Source organism: Leclercia adecarboxylata (genome assembly GCF_035787115.1).
Classification (GTDB): domain Bacteria; phylum Pseudomonadota; class Gammaproteobacteria; order Enterobacterales; family Enterobacteriaceae; genus Enterobacter; species Enterobacter adecarboxylatus_E.
Genome location: NZ_JALKTL010000002.1, coordinates 315381 through 339110, shown reverse-complemented (window position 1 = coordinate 339110; position 23730 = coordinate 315381). Strand labels below are relative to the sequence as shown.

Below are 23730 nucleotides of genomic sequence, written 5' to 3'. Positions count from 1 at the left end.
AATGCATAACGACAAAGATCTCTCCACGTGGCAGACCTTCCGCCGACTCTGGCCGGTGATTGCACCCTTCAGAACGGGCCTGATCGTGGCGGGCGTAGCGTTAATCCTCAACGCAGCCAGCGATACCTTCATGTTATCGCTCCTCAAACCGTTACTGGACGACGGTTTTGGTAAAACGGATCGCTCAGTGTTGCTATGGATGCCGCTGGTGGTTATCGGCCTGATGATTTTACGCGGCATCACCAGCTATATCTCCAGCTACTGCCTCTCCTGGGTCTCGGGCAAAGTGGTGATGACCATGCGCCGCCGCCTGTTCAGCCATATGATGGGCATGCCGGTAGCGTTTTTCGACAAACAGTCGACAGGGACTTTGCTGTCGCGCATTACCTATGATTCCGAGCAGGTGGCTTCTTCCTCTTCCAGCGCACTGATCACCGTCGTGCGTGAAGGGGCCTCGATCATTGGTCTGTTTGCCCTGATGTTCTGGTACAGCTGGCAACTCTCCCTGATCCTTATCGTGCTGGCGCCGATTGTGTCGATTGCGATCCGCGTCGTCTCGAAGCGTTTTCGCAGCATCAGTAAGAACATGCAAAATACCATGGGGCAGGTGACCACCAGCGCAGAACAGATGCTGAAAGGCCACAAAGAGGTGCTGATTTTTGGCGGCCAGGAGGTCGAAACTAAACGCTTCGATAAGGTCAGCAACAAGATGCGTCTGCAGGGGATGAAGATGGTGTCTGCCTCTTCTATTTCCGATCCGATCATTCAGCTTATCGCCTCCCTGGCGCTGGCGTTCGTGCTGTATGCCGCCAGCTTCCCGAGCGTGATGGAAACCTTAACCGCCGGGACCATTACCGTGGTCTTCTCGTCGATGATTGCCCTGATGCGTCCGCTGAAATCGTTAACTAACGTTAACGCCCAGTTCCAGCGCGGCATGGCAGCCTGCCAGACGCTGTTCGCGATCCTCGATTCCGAACAGGAAAAAGACGAAGGTAAGCGCGTGATTGAACGCTCAACCGGCGATGTGGAATTCCGCAACGTGACCTTTACCTATCCGGGTCGCGATACGCCTGCGTTGCGCAACATTAATCTGAAGATCCCGGCAGGCAAGACCGTGGCGCTGGTGGGCCGCTCTGGCTCGGGTAAATCCACTATCGCCAGCCTGATCACCCGCTTCTACGATATTGATGAAGGTGAGATCCTGATTGATGGCCACGATCTGCGCGAGTACACCCTGCGGTCGTTACGTAATCAGGTCGCCCTGGTCTCCCAGAACGTGCATCTGTTCAACGATACCGTGGCCAATAACATCGCCTATGCCCGAAATGAAGAGTACAGCCGCGAGCAGATTGAAGCGGCGGCGCGGATGGCCTATGCCATGGACTTCATTAATAAGATGGATAATGGTCTGGATACCATCATTGGTGAAAACGGCGTGCTGCTCTCCGGCGGTCAGCGCCAGCGTATTGCCATTGCGCGTGCTCTGCTGCGTGACAGCCCAATCCTGATCCTTGATGAAGCTACATCGGCACTGGATACCGAGTCCGAACGCGCTATCCAGTCCGCACTGGATGAGCTGCAGAAGAACCGTACTTCGCTGGTGATCGCGCACCGCCTGTCGACTATCGAAAAAGCCGACGAGATCGTGGTGGTGGAAGATGGCTACATCGTCGAGCGGGGCAGCCATACTGACCTGCTGGCACATCAGGGCGTGTATGCGCAGCTTCATAAGATGCAGTTTGGCGAATGATTGCCCGCATCTGGTCCGGTGAGTCTCCGCTCTGGCTGCTGCTGTTGCCGCTTTCGTGGCTGTATGGTCTGGTCAGTAGCCTGATTCGCCTGAGTTATAAAGTGGGGCTCAAACGGGCCTGGCGTGCCCCCGTGCCGGTGGTGGTGGTGGGCAACCTTACCGCCGGTGGCAACGGTAAAACGCCGGTGGTGATCTGGCTGGTGGAGCAGCTGACAAAACGCGGTATTCGCGTCGGTGTCGTCTCCAGGGGATACGGTGGCAAGGCGGAGCGCTATCCGCTGCTGTTAACCTCGCAAACCACCACTGCGCAAGCAGGAGATGAGCCAGTGCTGATCTTTCAGCGTACCGGTGCGCCGGTAGCGGTCTCGCCAGTGCGCAGCGAGGCGGTGCAGACCCTGCTGACGCAGACAGATGTCCAGATCGTCATTACCGATGATGGCCTGCAGCATTACGCACTGGCCCGGGATAAAGAGATTGTGGTGATCGATGGCGTACGCCGCTTTGGTAACGGCTGGTGGTTACCCGCCGGGCCGATGCGCGAGCGAGCCTCGCGTTTGGGTTCTGTGGATGCGGTCATCGTTAACGGCGGCACGGCGCAGGCGGGGGAGATCCCGATGCAGTTGCGCCCGGGACCTGCCGTGAATCTGCTGACCGGTGAGCGTCGTGACGTCGCTGAGCTTAATCATCTGGTGGCAATGGCCGGTATCGGTCATCCCCCGCGCTTTTTCTCCACGCTGGAAGCCTGCGGTGCAAGGCTCCTCCGTACTGTACCGCTGGCTGACCACCAGGCGCTAAGCCTGGAGCAGGTTGCGGCGTTTACCGTCCCCGGCCAGACGCTGATCATGACCGAAAAAGACGCGGTGAAATGCCGCGCCTTTGCCCGTGAAAACTGGTGGTATTTACCGGTTGATGCTCAACTGCAGGGCGAACAGCCTGAACGGCTGCTTCAGGAACTGATTGTTCTCGCAGGGCAGGTAAAAGAGGTTTCGCCCGCGCACTAACAGACAGGAAAAGGCATGGCTTTACCGCAACTTACGCTTTCAGCCGCACGTCATCTCCATCTCGCCGCCCAGGGGCTTTTGAAAAAGCCCCGTCGTCGCGCCCAGCCCGCCGATATTCTTACCACCATCCAGCGCATGTCTTTGCTGCAGATCGACACTATCAATATCGTTGCCCGTAGCCCTTATCTGGTGTTGTTCAGCCGCCTCGGTCCTTATTCTCCTGAGTGGCTGGATAATGCCCTGCGTCAGGGAGAGCTGATGGAATACTGGGCGCACGAGGCGTGCTTCCTGCCGCGCAGTGACTTTGCGCTGGTGCGCCACAGAATGCTTGCGCCTGATGAGATGGGCTGGAAATATCGCCAGGCCTGGATGCAGGAACATGCGGCTGAAATAGACCAGCTCATCGCCCACATTCAGGATAAAGGCCCCGTCCGTTCCGCCGATTTTGAGCATCCCCGCAAAGGAACGAGCGGATGGTGGGAGTGGAAGCCGCATAAACGCCATCTTGAGGGCCTGTTTACTGCGGGCAAGGTGATGGTAGTCGAAAGACGTAACTTCCAGCGCGTTTACGATCTCACGCATCGGGTTATGCCAGAGTGGGACGACAGCCGGGATATGCTGACACAGGCGGCGGCAGAAGCCGTGATGCTGGAAAACAGCGCCCGCAGCTTAGGCATTTTTCGCGCCCAGTGGTTAGCCGACTATTACCGCCAGCGCCAGCCGGTGCTGGCTCCGCTGCTTGAGCGCTGGCAGGCGCAGCAGCAGGTGGTTCGTGTTGAGGTCGAGACGCTGGGTGAGATGTGGCTGCATGCCGATCTGCTGCCGCTGCTCGCCCAGGCGCAGGCAGGAAAGCTCACCGCAACCCACAGCGCTGTCCTGTCGCCTTTTGATCCGGTGGTCTGGGATCGCAAGCGTGCAGAGCAGCTGTTTAATTTTAGCTACCGCCTGGAGTGCTATACCCCGGCGCCGAAGCGTCAGTACGGCTATTTCGTCCTGCCGCTGCTGCATAAAGGGCAACTGGTGGGGCGGATGGATGCCAAAATGCACCGCAAAACCGGCGAGCTCCAAATCATCGCCCTTTACCTGGAAGAGGGCGTTCGGATCAGCACCGCGCTGGAGCAGGGGCTTAGTACCGCAATCAGTGATTTCGCGGGCTGGCAGGGGGCAACACGCGTGGTACTGGGGCATCTTCCTGACGGACTTTTTCTGGCCTGTCGAACTGGCTGGGAAATAGACGCGGTCTGAAAAAGGAATATGGTAGACTTTACCGATTATTGATACGGAGGAACTATGGATCACCGTTTACTGGAAATTATTGCCTGCCCGGTGTGCAACGGCAAACTCTACTACAGCCAGGACAAGCAGGAGCTGATTTGCAAAGTGGATAGCCTTGCCTTCCCACTGCGCGACGGCATCCCTGTTCTGCTGGAAACCGAAGCCCGCGCCCTGGCGCCAGAAGAGAGCAAACCATGAGTTTTGTTGTCATCATTCCGGCACGTTTTGCCTCCACGCGTCTGCCGGGTAAACCGCTGGTCGATATCAACGGTAAGCCGATGATCGTGCATGTCCTTGAACGTGCACGGGAGTCTGGCGCTGAGCGGATCATTGTTGCCACCGATCATGAAGACGTTGCCCGTGCGGTCGAAGCGGCAGGCGGCGAAGTGTGTATGACCCGCGCCGATCACCAGTCCGGCACAGAGCGTCTGGCTGAAGTTGTTGAAAAATGCGGCTTCAGCGACGACACGGTGATTGTTAACGTGCAGGGCGATGAGCCGATGATCCCGGCGGTCATTATTCGGCAGGTGGCAGAAAACCTGGCCCAGCGTCAGGTGGGTATGGCGACGCTGGCCGTGCCGGTACATCATGCGGATGAGGCATTCAACCCTAACGCGGTGAAGGTGGTGCTGGACGCCGAAGGCTATGCGCTCTATTTCTCTCGCGCCACTATCCCCTGGGATCGCGATCGCTTTGCTGAAGCCCGCGATAGCATTGGCGACAATATCCTGCGTCATCTGGGCATTTATGGCTATCGCGCAGGCTTTATCCGCCGTTACGTCACCTGGCAACCGAGCCCGCTGGAAAACATCGAAATGCTCGAGCAGCTGCGTGTGCTGTGGTACGGCGAGAAGATTCATGTCGCCGTCGCGCACGAAGTGCCTGGCACAGGCGTTGATACGCCAGAAGATCTTGCCCGCGTTCGCGCTGAACTTCGCTAGTCCCCGCCATCCCCTCTTCTGAGGGGATTTTTTTGCCGCGTTTTTCTGACTTTCTGCGACAGAATCGTCTCAGAAGAGTGACATCCGCCCGCCAGACGCTCATTATAAAAGCAGTAGTCTTAATGGGGGTAATCTCAAAATGGAACAGCTGCGAGCCGAACTCAGCCATCTGCTGGGTGAAAAACTGAGCCGTGTGGAGTGCGTGCATGAAAAGGCGGATACCACGCTATGGTCGTTATACGACAGCCAGGGAAACCCCATGCCGTTACTGGCGCGAAGCTTTTCTTCACCGGATGTTGCCCGACAGCTGGCATGGAAAATCTCAATGCTGGCCCGCACCGGTACGGTGAGAATGCCGACCGTCTACGGCGTGATGACCCATGATGAACATCCTGGCCCAGACGTTCTGCTGATTGAACGTCTGCGCGGCGTCCCGGTTGAAGCCCCGGCGCGTACCCCGGAACGCTGGGAACAGCTAAAGGATCAGATTGTCGAGGCGCTGCTGGCCTGGCACCGGATGGACAGTGGGGGTCTGGTCGGGTCGGTAGACAGTACCCAGGAGAATCTCTGGCCCCTCTGGTACCGCCAGCGGGTCGAGGTGCTGTGGGGAACGCTGAACCAGTACCACAATACCGGCCTGACCATGCAGGACAAACGGATCCTGTTTCGTACCCGGGAGAGCCTGCCTACCCTGTTTGAGGGATTCAACGACAACAGTGTGCTGATCCACGGCAGCTTTACCCTGCGCAGTATGCTCAAGGATCCCCGCAGCGATCAGCTGCTGGCGATGGTCGGCCCCGGGGTAATGCTGTGGGCACCCCGGGAGTATGAACTGTTTCGTCTGAGCGAGAGCGGGCAGGCGGAGGATCTCCTCTGGTACTACCTGCAGCGCGCGCCAGTCTCTGAGTCATTCCTCTGGCGGCGCTGGCTGTATATGCTGTGGGACGAAGTGGCGCAGCTGGTGAATACCGGGCGCTTTAGCCGCGCCAACTTCGACCTGGCCTCGAAATCACTGCTCCCCTGGCTCGCCTGACGTACCTTTCAACCACTGCCAGACGCGCCCGAGCGTTTCATAGCCCACACGATCGCTGTGCATCAGCCATACCGGGGAGGGGATGATGCTTTCCCAGAGGTTCAGCGGGGCGCTGATCGCCAACTGGTTAGCGGGCGCGGGCAGAGGATGCAGCCCCTGTTGTTCAAAGAAAACCATCGCTCGCGGCAGATGGGAAGCCGAGGTCACCAGCAGGAAAGGGGCATCGCCAATCGCCTGTTTCACCGCGGCGGCTTCCTCTTCCGTATCTTTTGGGCTGTCGAGAGTGATAATCGCCTCGCGCGGCACCCCCAGCGACTGCGCCACCCGGGCCCCTGCTTCGGCGGTACTCACCGGGTTACTTTGCGCTGCCGCCCCGGTAAAGATCATCTTCGAACCTGGATTGGCCATCCACAGCCGCATCCCTTCATTGAGACGCGGCAGGCTGTTGTTAATCAGATTTGAGCTGGGGGCCCATTCGGGATCCCAGGTGTAGCCCCCGCCAAGCACCACGATGTACTTAACCTTTTGATTCCCCTGCCAGGTAGGATATGTGTCTTCGATCGGACGTAACAGCCCGTCAGCCACCGGCTGCAGGCTCAGCAGCGTCAGCACCAGCCAGCCTGCCGTAATCAAAAATTTGCCGCTTTTCTGATAGCGGCTAAACCACAGCAATCCCAGGCCCAGCGCGATACACAGCAGAAGGAGAGGGAGGGGAAGCATCATGCCGCCAATATATTTTTTTAGGGTAAAAAGCATCCTTTCTGGCTCCTTTTTTAACCATATAACCGATCATTGTCAGCGATATTACACCAGAGAGGTTCATTCTCCGCCCGGCTGTGACAAAATAGCGGTTTTGTTGTTAGCGGGTGGAGCTCTCCCAATGCGGGATCGCAATTTTGATGACATCGCGGAAAAGTTTGCCCGCAATATTTACGGCACGACCAAGGGCCGGCTGCGGCAGACGATCCTCTGGCAGGATCTGGACATCCTGCTGGCCAGCTTTGGCGACAAAAAACTGCGTGTCCTCGACGCTGGCGGCGGTGAAGGCCAGACGGCGATAAAAATGGCAGAACGCGGGCACCACGTCATTCTTTGCGATCTGTCGGCTGAGATGATCGCCCGTGCCGAAAGCGCGGCGGTGGAAAAAGGTGTGAGCGATAACATGCAATTTATACATTGCGCCGCTCAGGACATCGCACAACATTTGGAAAGCCCGGTTGATCTGATATTGTCTCATGCGGTACTGGAGTGGGTGGCTGAACCCCAGGTGCTGTTGCAGACGCTCTGGTCGATACTGCGCCCTGGCGGCGCGCTGTCGCTGATGTTCTACAACGCTAACGGCCTGTTAATGCGTAACGTGCTGGTGGGCAATTTTGGCTATGTGCAGCAGGGTATGTACAAAAAGAAACGCCGCACGCTGTCACCGGACTTTCCGCGCGACCCGCAGCAGGTTTATAGCTGGCTGGAATCCTCCGGCTGGCAGATTACCGGGAAAACCGGCATAAGGGTGTTTCATGATTATCTGCGCGATAAACAAAAGCAGCATGATTGCTTTGACGCCCTGACAGAATTAGAGACGCGGTACTGTCGCCAGGAGCCTTATATCAGCCTTGGTCGCTACATTCACGTCACCGCGCACAAGCCGCAGAGCAAGGATAAACTATGAGTGAATTTTCCCAGACAGTCCCCGAACTGGTTGCCTGGGCCCGAAAAAACGATTTCTCCCTCTCGCTGCCGGTAGACAGACTCTCTTTTCTGCTGGCGGTCGCCACGCTGAACAGCGAACGGCTGGATGGAGAAATGAGCGAGGGCGAACTGGTGGACGCGTTCCGCCACGTCAGTGATGCGTTTGAGCAAACCAGCGAAACCATTAATGTGCGTGCCAATAACGCGATTAACGATATGGTGCGTCAACGTCTGCTGAACCGCTTTACCAGCGAGCTGGCAGAAGGGAATGCCATCTATCGCCTGACGCCCCTGGGCATTGGTATCACCGACTATTACATTCGCCAGCGCGAATTTTCGACCCTGCGCCTCTCGATGCAGCTCTCCATTGTGGCGGGTGAACTTAAGCGTGCGGCCGATGCCGCAGACGAAGGCGGCGACGAGTTCCACTGGCACCGCAACGTCTACGCGCCGCTGAAATATTCGGTGGCCGAGATTTTCGACAGTATCGACCTGACGCAGCGCATCATGGATGAGCAACAGCAGCTGGTGAAGGATGACATCGCCCAGCTGCTGAACAAAGACTGGCGGGCGGCGATCTCCAGCTGCGAGATGCTGCTGTCAGAAACCTCCGGGACCCTGCGTGAACTGCAGGATACGCTGGAGGCTGCGGGCGACAAGCTGCAGGCCAACCTGCTGCGCATCCAGGATGCCACTCTGGCTCATGACAACCTGCATTTCGTCGATCGTCTGGTCTTCGATCTGCAAAGCAAACTCGACCGTATTATCAGCTGGGGCCAGCAGGCGATCGATCTGTGGATCGGCTATGACCGTCATGTGCACAAATTTATCCGTACCGCGATCGATATGGATAAAAATCGCGTCTTTGCCCAGCGTCTGCGCCAGTCGGTTCAGACCTATTTCGATGCGCCATGGGCGCTGACCTACGCCAGTGCCGACCGTCTGCTCGATATGCGTGACGAAGAGATGAGCCTGCGCGACGAAGAGGTTACCGGCGAGCTGCCAGCCGATCTGGAATATGAAGAATTTAACGAAATTCGGGAACAACTTGCGGCCATGATCGAAGAGCAGCTGGCGATCTTCAAAGCCAGACAGACGCCGCTGGATCTGGGTCTGGTGGTGCGTGACTACCTTGCACAATACCCGCGTGCCCGCCATTTCGATATCGCCCGCATCGTGGTCGATCAGGCGGTACGTCTCGGTATCGCACAAGCAGATTTCACCGGCCTGCCGCCGAAGTGGCAGCCGATTAACGATTACGGAGCCAAGGTACAGGCGCATGTCATTGACAAATATTGAACAGGTGATGCCAGTTAAGCTGGCGCAGGCGCTGGCAAATCCGATTTTTCCGGCGCTGGACAGCCAGCTGCGTGCCGGTCGTCACATTGGTCTCGACGAGCTGGATAATCACGCTTTCTTAATGGATTTTCAGGAATACCTGGAAGAGTTTTACGCCCGCTATAACGTGGAGCTGATCCGCGCGCCGGAAGGGTTTTTCTATTTGCGTCCGCGCTCCACCACGCTCATCCCGCGCTCGGTGCTCTCTGAGCTCGACATGATGGTCGGTAAAATTCTCTGCTATCTCTATCTCAGCCCGGAGCGTCTGGCTAATGAAGGCATCTTCACCCAGCAGGAGCTCTATGACGAGCTGCTGACCCTGGCTGACGAAAGCAAACTGCTGAAGCTGGTGAACAACCGTTCCACCGGCTCTGACGTTGACCGTCAGAAGTTACAGGAAAAAGTTCGCTCATCCCTGAATCGTCTGCGCCGTCTGGGGATGGTGTGGTTTATGGGCCATGACAGCAGCAAATTCCGCATTACGGAATCGGTATTCCGCTTTGGCGCAGACGTGCGCGTGGGCGATGACGCCCGCGAAGCGCAGCTGCGCATGATCCGTGATGGCGAAGCAATGCCGGTGGAAAACCATCTGCAGCTCAATGACGAGCATGAAGACAATCAGCAGGACAGCGGGGAGGAAGAGTAATGATTGAACGCGGTAAATTTCGCTCACTGACGCTGGTTAACTGGAACGGCTTCTTTGCCCGGACCTTCGATCTTGACGAGCTGGTGACCACGCTCTCGGGTGGCAACGGGGCGGGGAAATCCACCACTATGGCGGCGTTCGTCACGGCGCTGATCCCGGACTTAACGCTGCTGCACTTCCGAAACACCACCGAAGCCGGTGCGACCAGCGGTTCCCGCGATAAGGGTCTGCACGGCAAGCTGAAGGCAGGTGTCTGTTATTCCGTGCTCGACGTGATTAACTCCCGTCACCAGCGCGTGGTGGTCGGCGTCCGCCTGCAGCAGGTTGCCGGTCGTGACCGTAAAGTCGATATCAAACCCTTCGCCATTCAGGGGCTACCAACATCCGTTCAGCCCACCGCGCTGCTGACGGAAACCCTGAACGAACGCCAGGCGCGCGTGCTGACGCTTCAGGAGCTGAAAGACAAGCTGGAAGCCATCGAGGGCGTGCAGTTTAAGCAGTTTAACTCCATTACCGATTACCACTCGCTGATGTTCGATCTGGGCATCGTCGCGCGTCGTCTGCGCTCCGCGTCGGACCGCAGCAAATACTATCGCCTGATCGAAGCCTCACTGTACGGCGGCATCTCCAGCGCTATTACCCGCTCCCTGCGTGACTACCTGTTACCGGAGAACAGCGGCGTACGTAAGGCCTTCCAGGACATGGAAGCGGCGCTGCGTGAAAACCGCATGACGCTGGAAGCCATTCGTGTGACCCAGTCGGACCGCGATCTGTTTAAGCACCTGATCAGCGAAGCCACTAACTATGTGGCAGCCGACTATATGCGTCACGCCAACGAGCGCCGCATACATCTGGATCAGGCCCTTGAGTATCGCCGCGAGCTGTTTACCTCGCGCCAGCAGCTGGCGTCTGAGCAGTACAAGCATGTTGAGATGGCGCGCGAGCTGTCCGAACATAACGGGGCAGAAGGGGATCTGGAAGCCGACTACCAGGCTGCCAGCGACCACCTGAACCTGGTGCAGACCGCGCTGCGTCAGCAGGAAAAAATCGAGCGCTATGAAGCGGATCTTGATGAGCTGCAAATTCGTCTGGAAGAGCAGAACGAAGTGGTGGCGGAAGCGGCCGACAAGCAGGAAGAGAATGAAGCCCGGGCCGAAGCCGCCGAGCTGGAAGTGGATGAGCTGAAAAGCCAGCTCGCCGACTATCAGCAGGCGCTTGACGTCCAGCAAACCCGCGCCATTCAGTACAATCAGGCATTGCAGGCGCTGGAACGAGCGAAAGCGCTCTGTCATCTGCCGGATCTGACGCCAGATAGCGCCGATCAGTGGCTGGAGACCTTCCAGGCCAAAGAGCAGGAAGCAACTGAAAAGCTGCTGAATCTTGAACAAAAAATGAGCGTGGCGCAAACCGCGCACAGTCAGTTTGAACAGGCTTACCAGCTGGTGGCGGCGATTAACGGCCCGCTGGCGCGCGCCGAAGCGTGGGAAGTGGCGCGTGAACTGCTGCGTGATGGTGTGAACCAGCGTCATCAGGCTGAGCAGGTTCAGCCGCTGCGTATGCGTCTGAACGAGCTGGAACAACGCCTGCGCGAACAGCAGGAGGCGGAACGCCTGCTGGCCGAGTTCTGCAAGCGTCAGGGCAAACGGGTCGATATTGAGGATCTGGAAAGCCTGCACCAGGAGCTGGAAGCCCGTATCGCGTCGCTGTCTGACAGCGTATCAAACGCCAGCGAACAGCGCATGGCGCTACGTCAGGAGATGGAGCAGCTGCAGTCGCGTATTCAGACGCTGATGCAGCGCGCCCCAATCTGGCTGGCGGCCCAAAGCAGCCTCAGCCAGCTGAGCGAGCAGTGCGGCGAAGAGTTTGAATCCAGCCAGGACGTTACGGAGTATCTGCAGCAGTTGCTGGAGCGCGAGCGCGAAGCGATTGTTGAACGTGATGAAGTGGGTGCACGCAAACGGGCGGTTGATGACGAGATCGAACGTTTAAGCCAGCCGGGCGGTGCGGAAGATGCTCGTCTGAACACCCTGGCGGAACGTTTTGGCGGCGTGCTGCTGTCAGAGATCTATGATGACGTCAGCCTCGAAGATGCGCCTTACTACTCCGCGCTGTACGGTCCTTCCCGCCACGCTATCGTGGTGCCGGATCTCTCCCTTGTCGCCGATCAGCTCGAAGGGCTGGAAGATTGTCCGGAAGATCTCTATCTGATCGAAGGGGATCCACAGTCGTTCGATGACAGCGTCTTTAGCGTCGACGAGCTGGAAAAAGCGGTGGTGGTCAAAGTCGCCGATCGCCAGTGGCGTTATTCCCGCTTCCCGTCGTTGCCGCTGTTTGGCCGCGCCGCGCGTGAAAGTCGCATCGAGAGCCTGCATACCGAACGCGAAGCGCTGTCTGAACGCTTTGCCACCCTGTCGTTTGATGTACAAAAAACGCAGCGCCTGCACCAGGCATTCAGCCGCTTTATCGGCAGCCATCTGGCCGTCGCTTTTGAGGCCGACCCAGAGGCAGAAATACGCAAGTTTACGGCTCGTCGTACCGAACTCGAACGTGCGATCTCCGCCCACGAAAATGATAACCAGCAGAGCCGCGTCCAGTTTGAGCAGGCTAAAGAGGGCGTTGCCGCCCTTAACCGCATTCTGCCGCGTCTGAACCTGCTGGCGGATGACACCCTCGCCGATCGCGTGGATGAGATCCAGGAGCGTCTCGACGAGGCGCAGGAAGCCGCGCGCTTTGTTCAGCAGTACGGCAACCAGCTGGCGAAGCTGGAGCCGATTGTCTCCGTGCTGCAGAGCGACCCGGAACAGTTTGAACAGCTGAAAGAAGATTATGCCTGGTCGCAACAGGTTCAGCGCGAAGCGCGTCAGCAGGCGTTTGCCCTGACTGAAGTTTCTCAGCGCCGGGCGCACTTCAGCTACTCCGATTCGGCGGAGATGCTCAGCGGCAACAGCGATCTGAACGAGAAGCTGCGCCAGCGTCTGGAGCAGGCGGAAATGGAACGTACCCGCGCCCGTGAGGCGATGCGTAGCCATGCCGCGCAGCTGGGCCAGTACAACCAGGTGCTGGCATCGCTGAAAAGCTCGTTTGATACCAAGAAAGAGTTGCTGACCGACCTCCATAAAGAGCTGCAGGACATTGGTGTGCGTGCCGACAGCGGGGCGGAGGAGCGGGCGCGTATTCGTCGCGACGAACTGCATGCCCGGCTCAGCAATAACCGCGCCCGCCGCAACCAGCTGGAAAAAGCGCTTACCTTCTGCGAAGCGGAGATGGACAACCTCACCCGCCGTTTGCGTAAGCTGGAACGTGACTACCATGAAAAACGCGAGCAGGTCGTCACCGCCAAAGCGGGCTGGTGCGCGGTGATGCGCATGGTGAAAGACAACGGGGTTGAACGTCGTCTGCACCGGCGCGAGCTGGCTTATCTCTCCGGCGATGAACTGCGTTCCATGTCGGATAAGGCGTTGGGTGCGCTGCGTCTGGCGGTGGCCGATAACGAACACCTGCGTGATGTGCTGCGTATGTCGGAAGATCCGAAGCGCCCTGAGCGCAAAATTCAATTCTTCGTGGCGGTGTATCAGCATCTGCGCGAACGTATTCGCCAGGATATCATTCGTACCGACGATCCGGTTGAAGCCATCGAGCAGATGGAGATTGAACTGGGCCGTCTGACGGAAGAACTGACCTCCCGTGAGCAGAAGCTGGCGATCAGCTCCCGCAGCGTGGCCAATATTATTCGCAAAACGATCCAGCGCGAGCAGAACCGTATCCGCCAGCTCAACCAGGGTCTGCAGAGCGTGTCGTTCGGTCAGGTCAATAGCGTACGTCTGAACGTCAACGTGCGTGAAGCTCATGCCACGTTGCTGGACGTGCTGGCCGAGCAGCACGAACAGCATCAGGATCTGTTCAACAGCAACCGCCTGACCTTCTCCGAAGCGCTGGCGAAGCTGTATCAGCGTCTGAATCCCCATATCGACATGGGCCAGCGCACGCCGCAAACCATCGGCGAAGAGTTGCTGGACTACCGCAACTATCTGGAGATGGAAGTGGAAGTTAACCGTGGCTCCGACGGCTGGCTGCGCGCAGAGTCTGGCGCGCTCTCTACCGGTGAAGCGATCGGTACCGGGATGTCGATTCTGGTGATGGTGGTGCAGAGCTGGGAAGACGAATCCCGTCGTCTGCGCGGCAAGGATATCTCGCCATGCCGCCTGCTGTTCCTCGATGAAGCGGCGCGTCTGGATGCCCGCTCTATCGCCACGCTGTTTGAGCTGTGCGATCGACTGGATATGCAGCTTATTATCGCGGCGCCGGAAAACATCAGCCCTGAGAAAGGCACCACCTACAAACTGGTGCGTAAGGTCTACCAGAACAGCGAGCATGTGCACGTTGTGGGTCTGCGCGGCTTTGCCCCGCAACCGCCGGAGTCCCTGCCCGGAACGGCTGATGCCTCCTGAGGTGTCTGATTAACAAAAAGGGCGGCCTGGGGGCTGCCCTTTTTTTATTCCTTGAGCTTGTACTGGCGGCTGCGTTAACTTTAAACTTCTTTACATAAGGTAAGGCTGGTGCCGGTCTGCCTTTCTATAATGAAGTGAAGCCCCGGTAATGAGGGCGTGACGTACAGCAAACAGGGGGCAAGGGATGTTGCTGAATAAAGTATATGGTCGTCGGCTGTCGGCGCTAAGTTTGTGCCTGACGGTAATAGTTGCTCCGCTGTTTTCTGCCCGGGCCGATGAGCCCGAGCTGGTTCCTGTCGACAGCTCTGCTACGGTGGGCGCGCAGCCTACGGCGCTGTCCCAGCCGCTTGAACAATCGCCTGCTACGGCCATGATGGCCGGCATCCAGCCGCTGCCTGCGGATGTCAATGCAGAACAACGCCGTCAGGATTTGATCGCGGCGCTGCCTGCCGGCTACACCCCGGCGTACCTTAATCAACTTACGCTGCTGTATGCTGCCCGCGACATGAAGCCCATGTGGGAGGATCGTGAGGCCGTGCGCGCGTTCCAGCAGCAGCTTGCCGAAGTCGCCATCGCGGGTTTTCAGCCACAGTTTACCGCCTGGGTTGAGCTGCTGACTCAGCCTGCCGTCACCGGCATGGCACGTGACGTGGTGCTCTCGGATGCGATGATGGGCTACCTGCAGTTTGTGGCGGGGATCCCGGTCAACGGCAACCGCTGGCTTTACAGCAATAAGCCTTACAAGCTGGCGACGCCGCCGCTGTCGGTAATCAACCAGTGGCAGCTGGCGCTGGATAACGGTACGGTGCCGCACTTCATTGCCGGGCTTGCCCCGACGCATCCGCAATATACCGTGATGCACCAGTCGCTGCTGCAGCTGGTGGCTGACACGCAGCCCTGGCCACAGATGCAAAGCACCGCCAAACTGAGTCCGGGACAGTGGAGCAGCGACGTGCCCGCGTTGCGTGAGATCCTCAAACGCTCTGGTGTGATTGATGGCGGACCAAAAATCGCTCTGCCGGGTGACGATCCGCAAAGCGTGGTTGTCAGCCCGTCAGCGCCGACGGTGGAGAAGAAGAAGAAACCCGTTTCCGGCAAGCCGGCCTCCTATGACCGGAGCCTGGTCGAAGCGGTGAAAGCGTTCCAGACCAGCCAGGGGCTGAGTGCTGATGGCGTTATTGGCCAGGCAACGCGTGACGCGCTAAATATGACCCCTGCACAGCGTGCCGGGGTACTGGCGCTTAATATCCAGCGTCTGCGTCTACTGCCGGGTACGCTGTCCACCGGCATCATGGTCAATATCCCGGCCTTTTCGCTGGTCTATTACCAGAACGGCAGCGAAGTGCTGGCCTCACGCGTGATTGTAGGTCGTCCGGATCGTAAAACACCGATGATGAGTAGCGCGCTGAATAATGTGGTGGTCAATCCGCCGTGGAATGTGCCGCCTACGCTGGCGCGCAAGGATATTCTGCCTAAGGTATGGAATGACCCTGGTTATCTTGAACGTCACAATTATACCGTGCTGCGCGGCTGGAACAGTAAAGAGGCGATTGACCCGTGGCGAGTTGACTGGGCGACCATCACCCCTGCTAATTTGCCGTTCCGTTTCCAGCAGGCGCCGGGGGCTCACAATTCGCTGGGACGCTATAAATTTAACATGCCAAGCTCGGATGCGATCTATCTACACGATACGCCTAATCATAACCTGTTCCAGAAAGACGCCCGAGCGCTTAGCTCCGGTTGCGTACGTGTCAATAAAGCGTCTGAACTGGCAAACATGTTGTTACAGGATGCAGGCTGGAACGACACACGCATTTCCGATGCCCTGAAGCAGGGCGACACGCGATATGTAAATATCCGCCAAAATATTCCGGTTAATCTGTACTATTTGACCGCCTTCGTCGGTAAGGACGGCCGGACCCAGTACCGTACAGATATTTACAATTATGATGAGACAGCCCGAACTAACACACAAATCCTGACCAAAGCAGAACAATTGATCAGATAAATGAAGAAGTTCGGAAAGTTCTGGTAGCCTCAGTGAAAAAATAAACGGGGCCTTGCGGCTGCAAGCCCCGTATTTCCTGGGTTGTGGTGCCTTGACGATGACAGGTTTGCCCGGTAATGTGCCCTTCGTGCGCTGTAAAGCATCTATACGATAACACTGACCTGTAGACCTGATTACCATGGAAAAATTCGACGCTAATCGCCGTAAGTTGTTGGCGTTAGGTGGCCTTGCGCTGGGCGCTGCCATCTTACCTACGCCATCCTTTGCCACGCTCTCCACCCCTCGACCACGTATTTTGACGCTTAATAACCTGCACACAGGTGAGTCAATAAAAGCCGAGTTTTTTGATGGTCGGGGTTATATTCAGGATGAATTAGCCAGGCTGAACCATTTCTTCCGTGATTTCCGCGCCAATAAAGTCAAAGCCATCGATCCGGGATTATTTGACCAGCTTTATCGCCTGCAGGGTCTGCTCGGCACCCGCAAACCGGTGCAGCTTATTTCCGGTTATCGCTCACTTAATACCAATAATGAATTACGTGCCCACAGCCGCGGTGTTGCTAAAAAAAGCTATCACACTAAAGGGCAGGCGATGGATTTTCATATTGAAGGCGTTTCGTTAGCCAATGTTCGCAAAGCTGCGTTATCTATGCGCGCAGGTGGTGTAGGATATTACCCACGTAGCAACTTTGTGCATATTGATACCGGGCCATTACGGCACTGGTAATAACAAATCAGGAGCAGTATGAACTATCGTATTATTCCGGTCACCGCGTTCTCCCAGAACTGCTCGCTAATCTGGTGTGAGCAAACCAGGCTGGCCGCCCTGGTCGATCCCGGTGGCGACGCAGAGAAGATCAAACAGGAGGTCGCTGCCGCTGGCGTGACCCTAATGCAGATTTTGCTGACCCACGGCCATCTTGATCACGTTGGGGCCGCGGCTGAACTGGCGCAGCATTATGGCGTGCCGGTGATTGGCCCGGAAAAAGAAGATGAGTTCTGGCTGCAGGGATTACCGGCGCAAAGCCGTATGTTTGGTCTTGATGAGTGTCAGCCCCTGACGCCGGATCGCTGGCTGAATGAAGGCGAGAGCGTCAATGTCGGCAATGTGACATTACAGGTCTTACATTGTCCGGGGCATACTCCAGGCCATATTGTTTTCTTTGATGACCAGTCGCGCCTGCTGATCTCCGGCGACGTGATCTTTAAAGGCGGCGTAGGGCGCAGTGATTTCCCGCGGGGCGATCACGGCCAGCTGATCCGCTCTATCAAAGAGAAGTTATTACCGCTGGGCGATGATGTGACCTTTATTGCAGGACATGGCCCGATGTCGACGCTGGGCTATGAGCGTCTGCATAATCCCTTCCTGCAGGATGAAATGCCGGTCTGGTAATTACCATTAAAAAAGCCTGCTTAAAGCAGGCTTTTTTATTATCCGGCGACGCGAGCCGGCAGAGCAATTAAATGCCGGGCAAACGCAGTACCGCCCGGCTTAGCGTTTATAATACCGCAACAATCGCTTCGCACAGTGGCGCCATGTTATCCGGCGTCATTCCCGCCACGTTAACACGACCCGATGCCACCGCGTACACGCCAAACTCTTCGCGCAGACGCAGAACCTGATCTTTGGTCAGGCCGCTGAATGAGAACATGCCGTTCTGCTTGATGATAAAGCTGAAGTCGCGATCCGCGCCTTTTTCTGCCAGGGTGTTCACGAACAGCTGGCGCATGCGCTGAATACGCTGACGCATATCGTTCAGTTCCTGTTCCCAGATGGCGCGCAGGGCGTCATTGCTGAGGATTGTGGCAACTACAGACGCACCGTGAGCCGGTGGGTTAGAGTAGTTGGCACGAATGACGGATTTCATCTGGCTGAATGCACGGTCAACGGTTTGCTCATCTGAAGCCACCAGCGTACAGGCACCTACGCGCTCATTGTACAGACCGAAGTTCTTGGAATAGGAGCTGGCAACAATTAGCTCTTTATGCACGGCTGCGAAGGCACGCAGACCTTCTGCATCTTCTTCCAGACCCCGGGCAAAGCCCTGATAAGCGAAGTCGAACAGCGGCAGCCAGCCTTTTTCGACGGAGAGTTTCGCCAGCTGTTCCCACTGCTCAAGCGTCGGATCGATACCGGTTGGGTTATGGCAGCAGCCGTGGAACAGGACCACATCGCCCGCCTGAGCCTGGCTCAGGCTGGACAGCAGGCCATCAAAGTCAAGGGCGTGGTTTGCCGCGTCGTAGTATGCATATTCACGCACTTCCAGACCCGCAGAGTTAAAGACGCTCTTGTGGTTTGGCCAGCTTGGGTTACTTACCCACACGGTTTTAACGCTGGTATTTTTGGCGAGGAAATCCGCCGCCACGCGCAGTGCGCCAGTACCGCCAGGGGTCTGCGCCGTACGGGCACGTTTATCGCTGACAATCACGCTGCCTTTGCCGAACAGCAGTTCCTGGGTGCAACGACCAAATTCCGGAATGCCGTCGATGCCGAGGTAATTTTTGGTATTCTCATTTTCCAGCAGATACTGCTCAGCCTTTTTAACGCTGGTCAGTACCGGGGTCTTGCCGGTCTCATCTTTATAGACACCAATACCCAGGTTAATTTTTCCAGGGCGGTCATCGGCACGAAACAGATCGGCCAGGCCCAGAATAGGGTCGGCAGGGGCGGCGGTAATGTTCTCAAACATGACGAAGTTCCATTGTGGTTACGGAAGTGAAATCCGCTATCAGGTTAACGATAGTTCTACAAAATGCCAACCGTTTGCTACAAAAAGCGTGCGGCTTTTCAAAAGTCGCCATTTTTTGCTTTCAGTCATAAAAAAACAGGGCCGAAGCCCTGTTTTTTAGACATATAACAAAGTGGTGTACTGATTAGAACTGGTAAACGATACCAACAGCTGCCTGGTCGTCGGTCGCCAGACCAGCCGCTTCAGAGTAGTTGTTGTCGTCCAGCAGGTTGAATTTGTACGCAGCGTACACGTTCATGTTTTTGTTGAAGTAGTACCATGAACCCACTTCCACGTATTTAACCAGGTCAGCATCGCCACCGGAGAAGCCGTTACGAGCAACCAGGTCTTTACCTTTAGACTGTACGTAGCCCACGGATGGACGCAGACCGAAGTCGAACTGGTACTGAACCACTGCTTCGATGTTCTGAGTTTTGTTGGCGAAGTTGTTGTCAGCTTCACGAGTCATGTTGTAGGTCTGAGCGTAAGAAACCGCTGCATAGATGTTGTTCGCATCGTATTTAGCTGCAGTAGCCCATGCTTCAGCACGGTCGCCGCCTGCGCTTGCCCAGCCATCAGCTGCGCCAGCAGTGGTACCGGCCCAAACTTGCTCGTTGGTACGGTCAGCAGTTTCATAACCCGCAACCAGCGCAAAGCCTTCGCCGAAATCGTACTGTACAGAGGAGCTGAAGCCGTCGCCGTTACCTTTAGCGCCGTTACCGCCACGACCTACGTTGATGATGTTGCCGTTGTCGTCAACGTTGGCAGCAATGGCGTTGCTGCGCTCGTTTTTACCCTGGTACTGGAGAGCGAAGCTCAGACCATCAACCAGGCCAAAGAAGTTGCTGTTACGGTAGGTCAGCAGGCCAGTAGAACGACCGTTCATGAAGTTGTCGGTAGCAACCCAGGAGTCACCGCCCCACTCAACCAGCATATCGGTGTATGCGCCGACGTCATAGATTGCGCCGTAGTTACGACCGTAGTCGATAGAACCTGCATCACCAAAGTTCAGGCCAGCGAAAGCCAGACGGGTGTTGGTGTTCTGAGAACCTTCAGCGTTGGACGCGTTCAGGTTGTATTCCCAGTGACCGTAACCAGTGATCTGGTCGTTGATCTGGGTTTCGCCTTTGAAGCCGATACGGACATAGGTGGTGTCTTCGTTACCAGTGTCACCGTTGGTAGTCCAGATGTGCTCACCTACAGCTTTACCGTAGAAGTCCAGCTTGTTGCCATTTTTGTTATAGATTTCTGCTGCGTTAGCTGCACCGGCTGCCAGCAGGGCAGGGATAACCACTGCCAGGATATTGCGCTTCATCATTATTTATTACCCTCATTGGTTTTTTTATGACACTCGCCACTGCCGTCAATAAATTCTGTCAATAAATATTTCCGGAACTATTGATGAGAGTTTGGTGTCTTTATGTATCTGACAGGCATCTTTCCATTCAAATAACCGTTTCGCTACTCTGAAAGTGCTACAAACATAAAGAATCGGTAACAATAAGAAAATATGTGTAACTAAATGTGAATTTTAGGGAACTTTGTGAGGCACCTCAAAGTTCAGACCTGTATGGCTAAAATTAAAGCTTAACTAATCCTATCTATATGAATTACTTATCTTAATTTTAGATAATGACTTTTTTTATGATCCGAAGCATTAGTGCGCTATTTTTCTTATTACCAGAGATGGACATCTGGATAGCCAGGAATTTGCACGAAAACTGTGCTAATGCTTGAGAAATGTATTAGGCGCAATAAGAATAGGGTTTATTTTTTGTTCAAAGATGTTTCGTGGAAATAAAGCGTAACACTGGAGAGGATCTGACGGGGTTGCTCTTTATAGATACTGACTTTCAACTGACATAAGTTGACAGTGCAGGATAAAATAATGGCCAGCAAAAGCTGGCCATTGAGTACTGAGAGATTAGAACGTTGCGCTGCGCGGGGTGCGCGGGAAAGGAATCACATCACGCACGTTCTGGACACCGGTTACGTAAGCGATCAGACGTTCGAAGCCAAGACCGAAACCGGAATGCGGCACGGTGCCATAACGGCGTAAATCGCGATACCACCAGTAGTCCTCTTTGTTGAGGCCCATTTCTGCCATACGCGCATCCAGCACATCCAGACGCTCTTCACGCTGAGAACCACCGATGATTTCACCGATACCTGGGGCAAGCACGTCCATCGCGGCAACGGTTTTGCCGTCTTCGTTAAGGCGCATATAGAACGCCTTAATGTCTTTCGGATAGTTTTTCACGACCACCGGTGCCTTGAAGTGTTTCTCGGCCAGGTAACGTTCGTGCTCGGAAGCCAGATCCACGCCCCAGTAAACCGGGTTCTCAAACTTCTCACCGCATTTTTCGAGGATGGCAACGGCATCGGTGTAATCCACCTGCGCAAAGTCCGCAGAAACGAAACGCTCCAGACGGGTAATCGCATCGCTGTCTACGCGCTCGGCGAAGAACTTCATGTCGTCTGCACGCTCGGTAAGCACGGCCTTAAAGACGTACTTCAGCATCGCTTCTGCCAGGCCAGCAACGTCGTCGAGGTCAGCAAAAGCCACTTCCGGCTCCAGCATCCAGAATTCTGCCAGGTGTCGGCTGGTGTTGGAATTTTCGGCGCGGAAGGTCGGTCCGAAGGTGTAGATTTTGGACAGGGCGCAGGCGTAGGTTTCGCCGTTCAGCTGGCCAGAAACGGTCAGGAAGGACTCTTTACCAAAGAAATCTTTGTCGTAGTCCACTTTGCCTTCCGGCGTACGCGGCAGGTTTTCCATATCCAGCGTAGAAACGCGGAACATCTCGCCGGCACCTTCGGTATCTGAGGCAGTGATCAGCGGGGTAGAGACCCAGAAGTAACCCTGCTCGTCAAAGAAACGGTGCAGCGCCTGTGCAAGGGTGTGACGAACACGGGCTACGGCACCAATCATGTTGGTCCGCGGGCGCAGGTGAGCCACTTCGCGAAGATACTCGATGCTGTGGCGTTTTGCTGCCATCGGGTAGGTATCGGGATCTTCAACCCAGCCGGTCACTTCAATGGAGGTTGCCTGCAGTTCATAGCTCTGACCCTGGCCCTGAGAGGCGACGATTTTACCGGTGACGACAACGGAGCAACCCGTGGTCAGACGCAGCACTTCCTGATTGTAATTGGGCAGAGAATTATTAATAACGGCCTGTACAGGATCAAAGCAGGAACCGTCATAGACGGCGAGGAATGAAAAGCCAGCTTTTGAATCTCGGCGGGTACGCACCCATCCACGCACGGTGACTTCGCTGTCAACGGTAACGCGGCCCTGGAGTACGTCGGCTACAGGCACAACGCTCATAATAGTCTCTCTATGTTGTCCAAAAATAAAATCTGTATCCCCTTCAATGGGGGGATATCTATGTTACCTGGCATCCGCCATCAGACAAGCAGATTTCGCAATCATAAGAGAAGAAATAGGAAATAAATGGGGGAAGGGAGCGCGACAGGCTCCCTGAAGAGATTAGCTGGCGATTTTAACCTGCGGCAGGTCGAAGGCTTTACGCAGCGCGCGCACGAAGGCTTTGTCATGGCAGATGGTTTTGCCCGGACTGTCGGAGAGCTTCGCCACCGGCTTGCCGTTACATTCCACCAGTTTAATAACGATATTCAGCGGTTTCACCTGGGGGATATCGCAGGTCAGACGGGTGCCGATACCAAAGCTCAGGTTTACCCGCGAAGAGAAATGACGATACAACGCGACCGCTTTTGGCAGGTCGAGGTTATCGGAAAAGACCAGCACTTTACTCATCGGATCGATGCCCAGACTTTGATAGTGGGCAATCGCTTTCTCGCCCCACTCCAGCGGGTCGCCGGAATCATGGCGCAGCCCCTGATAGGCGGTGGCGAACTCCGGGCCAAAATCGCGCAGGAAGGCGTCCATGGTAATACAGTCGGTCAAGGCAATGCCGAGCTGCGTCGGATACTCGGTAAGCCAGGCCGCCAGCGCCGCACGCTGACTGGTCGCCAGTTCCGGGCTGATCTGCTGATGCGCCTGGAACCACTCATGCGCCTGAGTGCCCATTGGGGTCAGATTCAGACGGCGGGCGAGATCGTAATTGCTGGTACCGACAAACCACGGCTCCTGCTGCAGACGCTCGACGATGGCCTGCTGCACCTCGCGGGAGAAACGGCGGCGGGTGCCAAAGTCCATCAAACGGAAACGCGACATATCCAGCGAGTCTGTCAGTTCCGCGAACCCAACCAGCTTATGCTCAAGCGTCGACAGCGCCTGCTCAACGCTGGCCTCCGGCGAGCGATAGCGGTGCACCAGCTCGCTGATCACCGCCAGCAGCGGTACTTCCCACATAATCACTTCCCGCCACGGACCTTCAAGGCGAATATGCAGCTTGCCGTTATCGTTGCTGATGGTGACCTGATTCGGGTCGTAGCGGAAATTGCGCAGCCACTGGAGATAATCTTCTTTAAAGAAGGGCAGGCCAGAAAGCCACTGGAATTCATCATCCTGCAGACGAAGATGCTGCATTGCGTCGACTTGCTCACGGATGGCGTCAGCATAGATCCCCAGCAAATCGTCACCACGGCAGCGGAATTCAGCCGCGACCTGTACGTCGTAGTATTGGTGGAAAACGGCTTGCTGCATATGCAGTTTGTACGCGTCGGTATCCAGCAGCGTATGCAGAACAGGTGAAGCGAATCGAGTCATAGGTGCGCAGTAGCATCCTCTCACGGGAGCGTTTAGTACAATAAACGACTAATGAAACCGCTGGAGTATACCTTGTTTAGCGATTTATTGAACCCCGATCACACCATAAGCCTGGTTCGGGGTCGAGCGCATTTCGTGCCGCGTGTTATATAAATGTAGCAAATAGAGTGTTTGTACCTGAAAAG

18 protein-coding genes are annotated in these 23730 nt (G+C 56.1%); 13 read left to right on the top strand and 5 right to left on the bottom strand.

Features of this window, described 5'->3' with window-relative positions; all coding sequences use genetic code 11:
* Window position 1 precedes the first annotated feature (1 nt).
* From msbA to MXM41_RS09045, 6 genes are all read left to right on the top strand, one after another.
* Window positions 2–1750: a lipid A ABC transporter ATP-binding protein/permease MsbA gene (msbA, locus tag MXM41_RS09070; RefSeq protein WP_325931354.1), complete on the top strand. Its 1749-nt coding sequence runs from the start codon at window positions 2–4 to the stop codon at window positions 1748–1750.
* Window positions 1747–2751, top strand: a complete 1005-nt coding sequence (lpxK, locus tag MXM41_RS09065; protein ID WP_325931352.1) for a tetraacyldisaccharide 4'-kinase — start codon at window positions 1747–1749, stop codon at window positions 2749–2751. The genes msbA and lpxK overlap by 4 nt, the downstream gene beginning before the upstream one ends.
* 15 nt (window positions 2752–2766) lie before the next feature.
* Window positions 2767–3996, top strand: a complete 1230-nt coding sequence (locus MXM41_RS09060; protein WP_325931350.1) for a winged helix-turn-helix domain-containing protein — start codon at window positions 2767–2769, stop codon at window positions 3994–3996.
* A 45-nt stretch (window positions 3997–4041) separates the two neighbouring features.
* Window positions 4042–4224 (top strand): protein YcaR, encoded by a 183-nt coding sequence (ycaR, locus tag MXM41_RS09055; protein WP_103178926.1) that lies wholly within the window; start codon window positions 4042–4044, stop codon window positions 4222–4224.
* Window positions 4221–4967, top strand: coding sequence for a 3-deoxy-manno-octulosonate cytidylyltransferase (gene kdsB, locus MXM41_RS09050; RefSeq protein ID WP_325931346.1), 747 nt, complete (start codon window positions 4221–4223; stop codon window positions 4965–4967). The genes ycaR and kdsB overlap by 4 nt, the downstream gene beginning before the upstream one ends.
* Before the next feature lie 139 nt (window positions 4968–5106).
* On the top strand, window positions 5107–6000 hold the full coding sequence (locus MXM41_RS09045; RefSeq protein WP_325931345.1) for a YcbJ family phosphotransferase: 894 nt from the start codon (window positions 5107–5109) through the stop codon (window positions 5998–6000).
* On the opposite strand, the gene elyC is transcribed toward MXM41_RS09045, so the two are convergent.
* Complete coding sequence (elyC, locus tag MXM41_RS09040) at window positions 5977–6756, bottom strand: envelope biogenesis factor ElyC (protein WP_325931343.1); 780 nt, start codon at window positions 6754–6756, stop codon at window positions 5977–5979. The two genes, MXM41_RS09045 and elyC, sit on opposite strands and share 24 nt — an antisense overlap.
* Window positions 6757–6880: 124 nt before the next feature.
* On the opposite strand from elyC, the gene cmoM reads away from it, so the two are divergent.
* The 7 genes from cmoM (at window position 6881) to MXM41_RS09005 (ending at window position 17519) form a co-directional block, all read left to right on the top strand.
* The gene (cmoM, locus tag MXM41_RS09035) at window positions 6881–7666 is read left to right on the top strand and encodes a tRNA uridine 5-oxyacetic acid(34) methyltransferase CmoM (RefSeq protein WP_325931341.1); all 786 of its coding nucleotides are present in this window, start codon (window positions 6881–6883) and stop codon (window positions 7664–7666) included.
* A complete protein-coding gene (gene mukF, locus MXM41_RS09030) occupies window positions 7663–8985 on the top strand; it encodes a chromosome partition protein MukF (RefSeq protein ID WP_325931339.1) in 1323 nt (440 codons plus the stop codon). Before cmoM ends, mukF begins: the two co-directional genes overlap by 4 nt.
* A complete protein-coding gene (gene mukE / locus MXM41_RS09025; protein WP_325931337.1) occupies window positions 8966–9670 on the top strand; it encodes a chromosome partition protein MukE in 705 nt (234 codons plus the stop codon). Before mukF ends, mukE begins: the two co-directional genes overlap by 20 nt.
* Complete coding sequence (gene mukB / locus MXM41_RS09020) at window positions 9670–14118, top strand: chromosome partition protein MukB (protein WP_325931335.1); 4449 nt, start codon at window positions 9670–9672, stop codon at window positions 14116–14118. The genes mukE and mukB overlap by 1 nt, the downstream gene beginning before the upstream one ends.
* 184 nt (window positions 14119–14302) lie before the next feature.
* A complete protein-coding gene (gene ldtD, locus MXM41_RS09015) occupies window positions 14303–16126 on the top strand; it encodes a L,D-transpeptidase (RefSeq protein ID WP_325931333.1) in 1824 nt (607 codons plus the stop codon).
* A 178-nt stretch (window positions 16127–16304) separates the two neighbouring features.
* On the top strand, window positions 16305–16853 hold the full coding sequence (locus tag MXM41_RS09010; protein WP_325931331.1) for a YcbK family protein: 549 nt from the start codon (window positions 16305–16307) through the stop codon (window positions 16851–16853).
* Window positions 16854–16871: 18 nt separating this feature from the next.
* Entirely contained in the window at window positions 16872–17519 is a 648-nt protein-coding gene (locus MXM41_RS09005; RefSeq protein WP_325931329.1) for an MBL fold metallo-hydrolase, read from the top strand.
* Window positions 17520–17625: 106 nt separating this feature from the next.
* Here the strand turns inward: MXM41_RS09005 and MXM41_RS09000 are convergent, their stop codons facing one another.
* From MXM41_RS09000 to pncB, 4 genes are all read right to left on the bottom strand, one after another.
* Complete coding sequence (locus MXM41_RS09000; RefSeq protein WP_325931327.1) at window positions 17626–18816, bottom strand: amino acid aminotransferase; 1191 nt, start codon at window positions 18814–18816, stop codon at window positions 17626–17628.
* A 184-nt stretch (window positions 18817–19000) separates the two neighbouring features.
* A complete protein-coding gene (locus MXM41_RS08995) occupies window positions 19001–20170 on the bottom strand; it encodes a porin (protein WP_418936778.1) in 1170 nt (389 codons plus the stop codon).
* A gap of 609 nt (window positions 20171–20779) precedes the next feature.
* Entirely contained in the window at window positions 20780–22180 is a 1401-nt protein-coding gene (gene asnS / locus MXM41_RS08990; RefSeq protein ID WP_325931324.1) for an asparagine--tRNA ligase, read from the bottom strand.
* 162 nt (window positions 22181–22342) lie between these two features.
* Entirely contained in the window at window positions 22343–23545 is a 1203-nt protein-coding gene (gene pncB / locus MXM41_RS08985; protein ID WP_325931322.1) for a nicotinate phosphoribosyltransferase, read from the bottom strand.
* Window positions 23546–23730: the final 185 nt, after the last annotated feature.

Bases quoted from the DNA above. Each gene is read 5' to 3' on its own strand.
- MXM41_RS09010 (WP_325931331.1), top strand. From the start codon at position 16,305: ATGGAAAAATTCGACGCTAATCGCCGTAAGTTGTTGGCGTTAGGTGGC.
- MXM41_RS08995 (WP_418936778.1), bottom strand. From the start codon at position 20,170: ATGAAGCGCAATATCCTGGCAGTGGTTATCCCTGCCCTGCTGGCAGCC.
- ycaR (WP_103178926.1), top strand. From the start codon at position 4,042: ATGGATCACCGTTTACTGGAAATTATTGCCTGCCCGGTGTGCAACGGC.
- elyC (WP_325931343.1), bottom strand. From the start codon at position 6,756: ATGCTTTTTACCCTAAAAAAATATATTGGCGGCATGATGCTTCCCCTC.
- asnS (WP_325931324.1), bottom strand. From the start codon at position 22,180: ATGAGCGTTGTGCCTGTAGCCGACGTACTCCAGGGCCGCGTTACCGTT.
- ldtD (WP_325931333.1), top strand. From the start codon at position 14,303: ATGTTGCTGAATAAAGTATATGGTCGTCGGCTGTCGGCGCTAAGTTTG.
- mukE (WP_325931337.1), top strand. From the start codon at position 8,966: ATGTCATTGACAAATATTGAACAGGTGATGCCAGTTAAGCTGGCGCAG.
- kdsB (WP_325931346.1), top strand. From the start codon at position 4,221: ATGAGTTTTGTTGTCATCATTCCGGCACGTTTTGCCTCCACGCGTCTG.
- MXM41_RS09005 (WP_325931329.1), top strand. From the start codon at position 16,872: ATGAACTATCGTATTATTCCGGTCACCGCGTTCTCCCAGAACTGCTCG.
- mukB (WP_325931335.1), top strand. From the start codon at position 9,670: ATGATTGAACGCGGTAAATTTCGCTCACTGACGCTGGTTAACTGGAAC.
- pncB (WP_325931322.1), bottom strand. From the start codon at position 23,545: ATGACTCGATTCGCTTCACCTGTTCTGCATACGCTGCTGGATACCGAC.
- MXM41_RS09000 (WP_325931327.1), bottom strand. From the start codon at position 18,816: ATGTTTGAGAACATTACCGCCGCCCCTGCCGACCCTATTCTGGGCCTG.
- MXM41_RS09060 (WP_325931350.1), top strand. From the start codon at position 2,767: ATGGCTTTACCGCAACTTACGCTTTCAGCCGCACGTCATCTCCATCTC.
- MXM41_RS09045 (WP_325931345.1), top strand. From the start codon at position 5,107: ATGGAACAGCTGCGAGCCGAACTCAGCCATCTGCTGGGTGAAAAACTG.
- cmoM (WP_325931341.1), top strand. From the start codon at position 6,881: ATGCGGGATCGCAATTTTGATGACATCGCGGAAAAGTTTGCCCGCAAT.
- lpxK (WP_325931352.1), top strand. From the start codon at position 1,747: ATGATTGCCCGCATCTGGTCCGGTGAGTCTCCGCTCTGGCTGCTGCTG.
- msbA (WP_325931354.1), top strand. From the start codon at position 2: ATGCATAACGACAAAGATCTCTCCACGTGGCAGACCTTCCGCCGACTC.
- mukF (WP_325931339.1), top strand. From the start codon at position 7,663: ATGAGTGAATTTTCCCAGACAGTCCCCGAACTGGTTGCCTGGGCCCGA.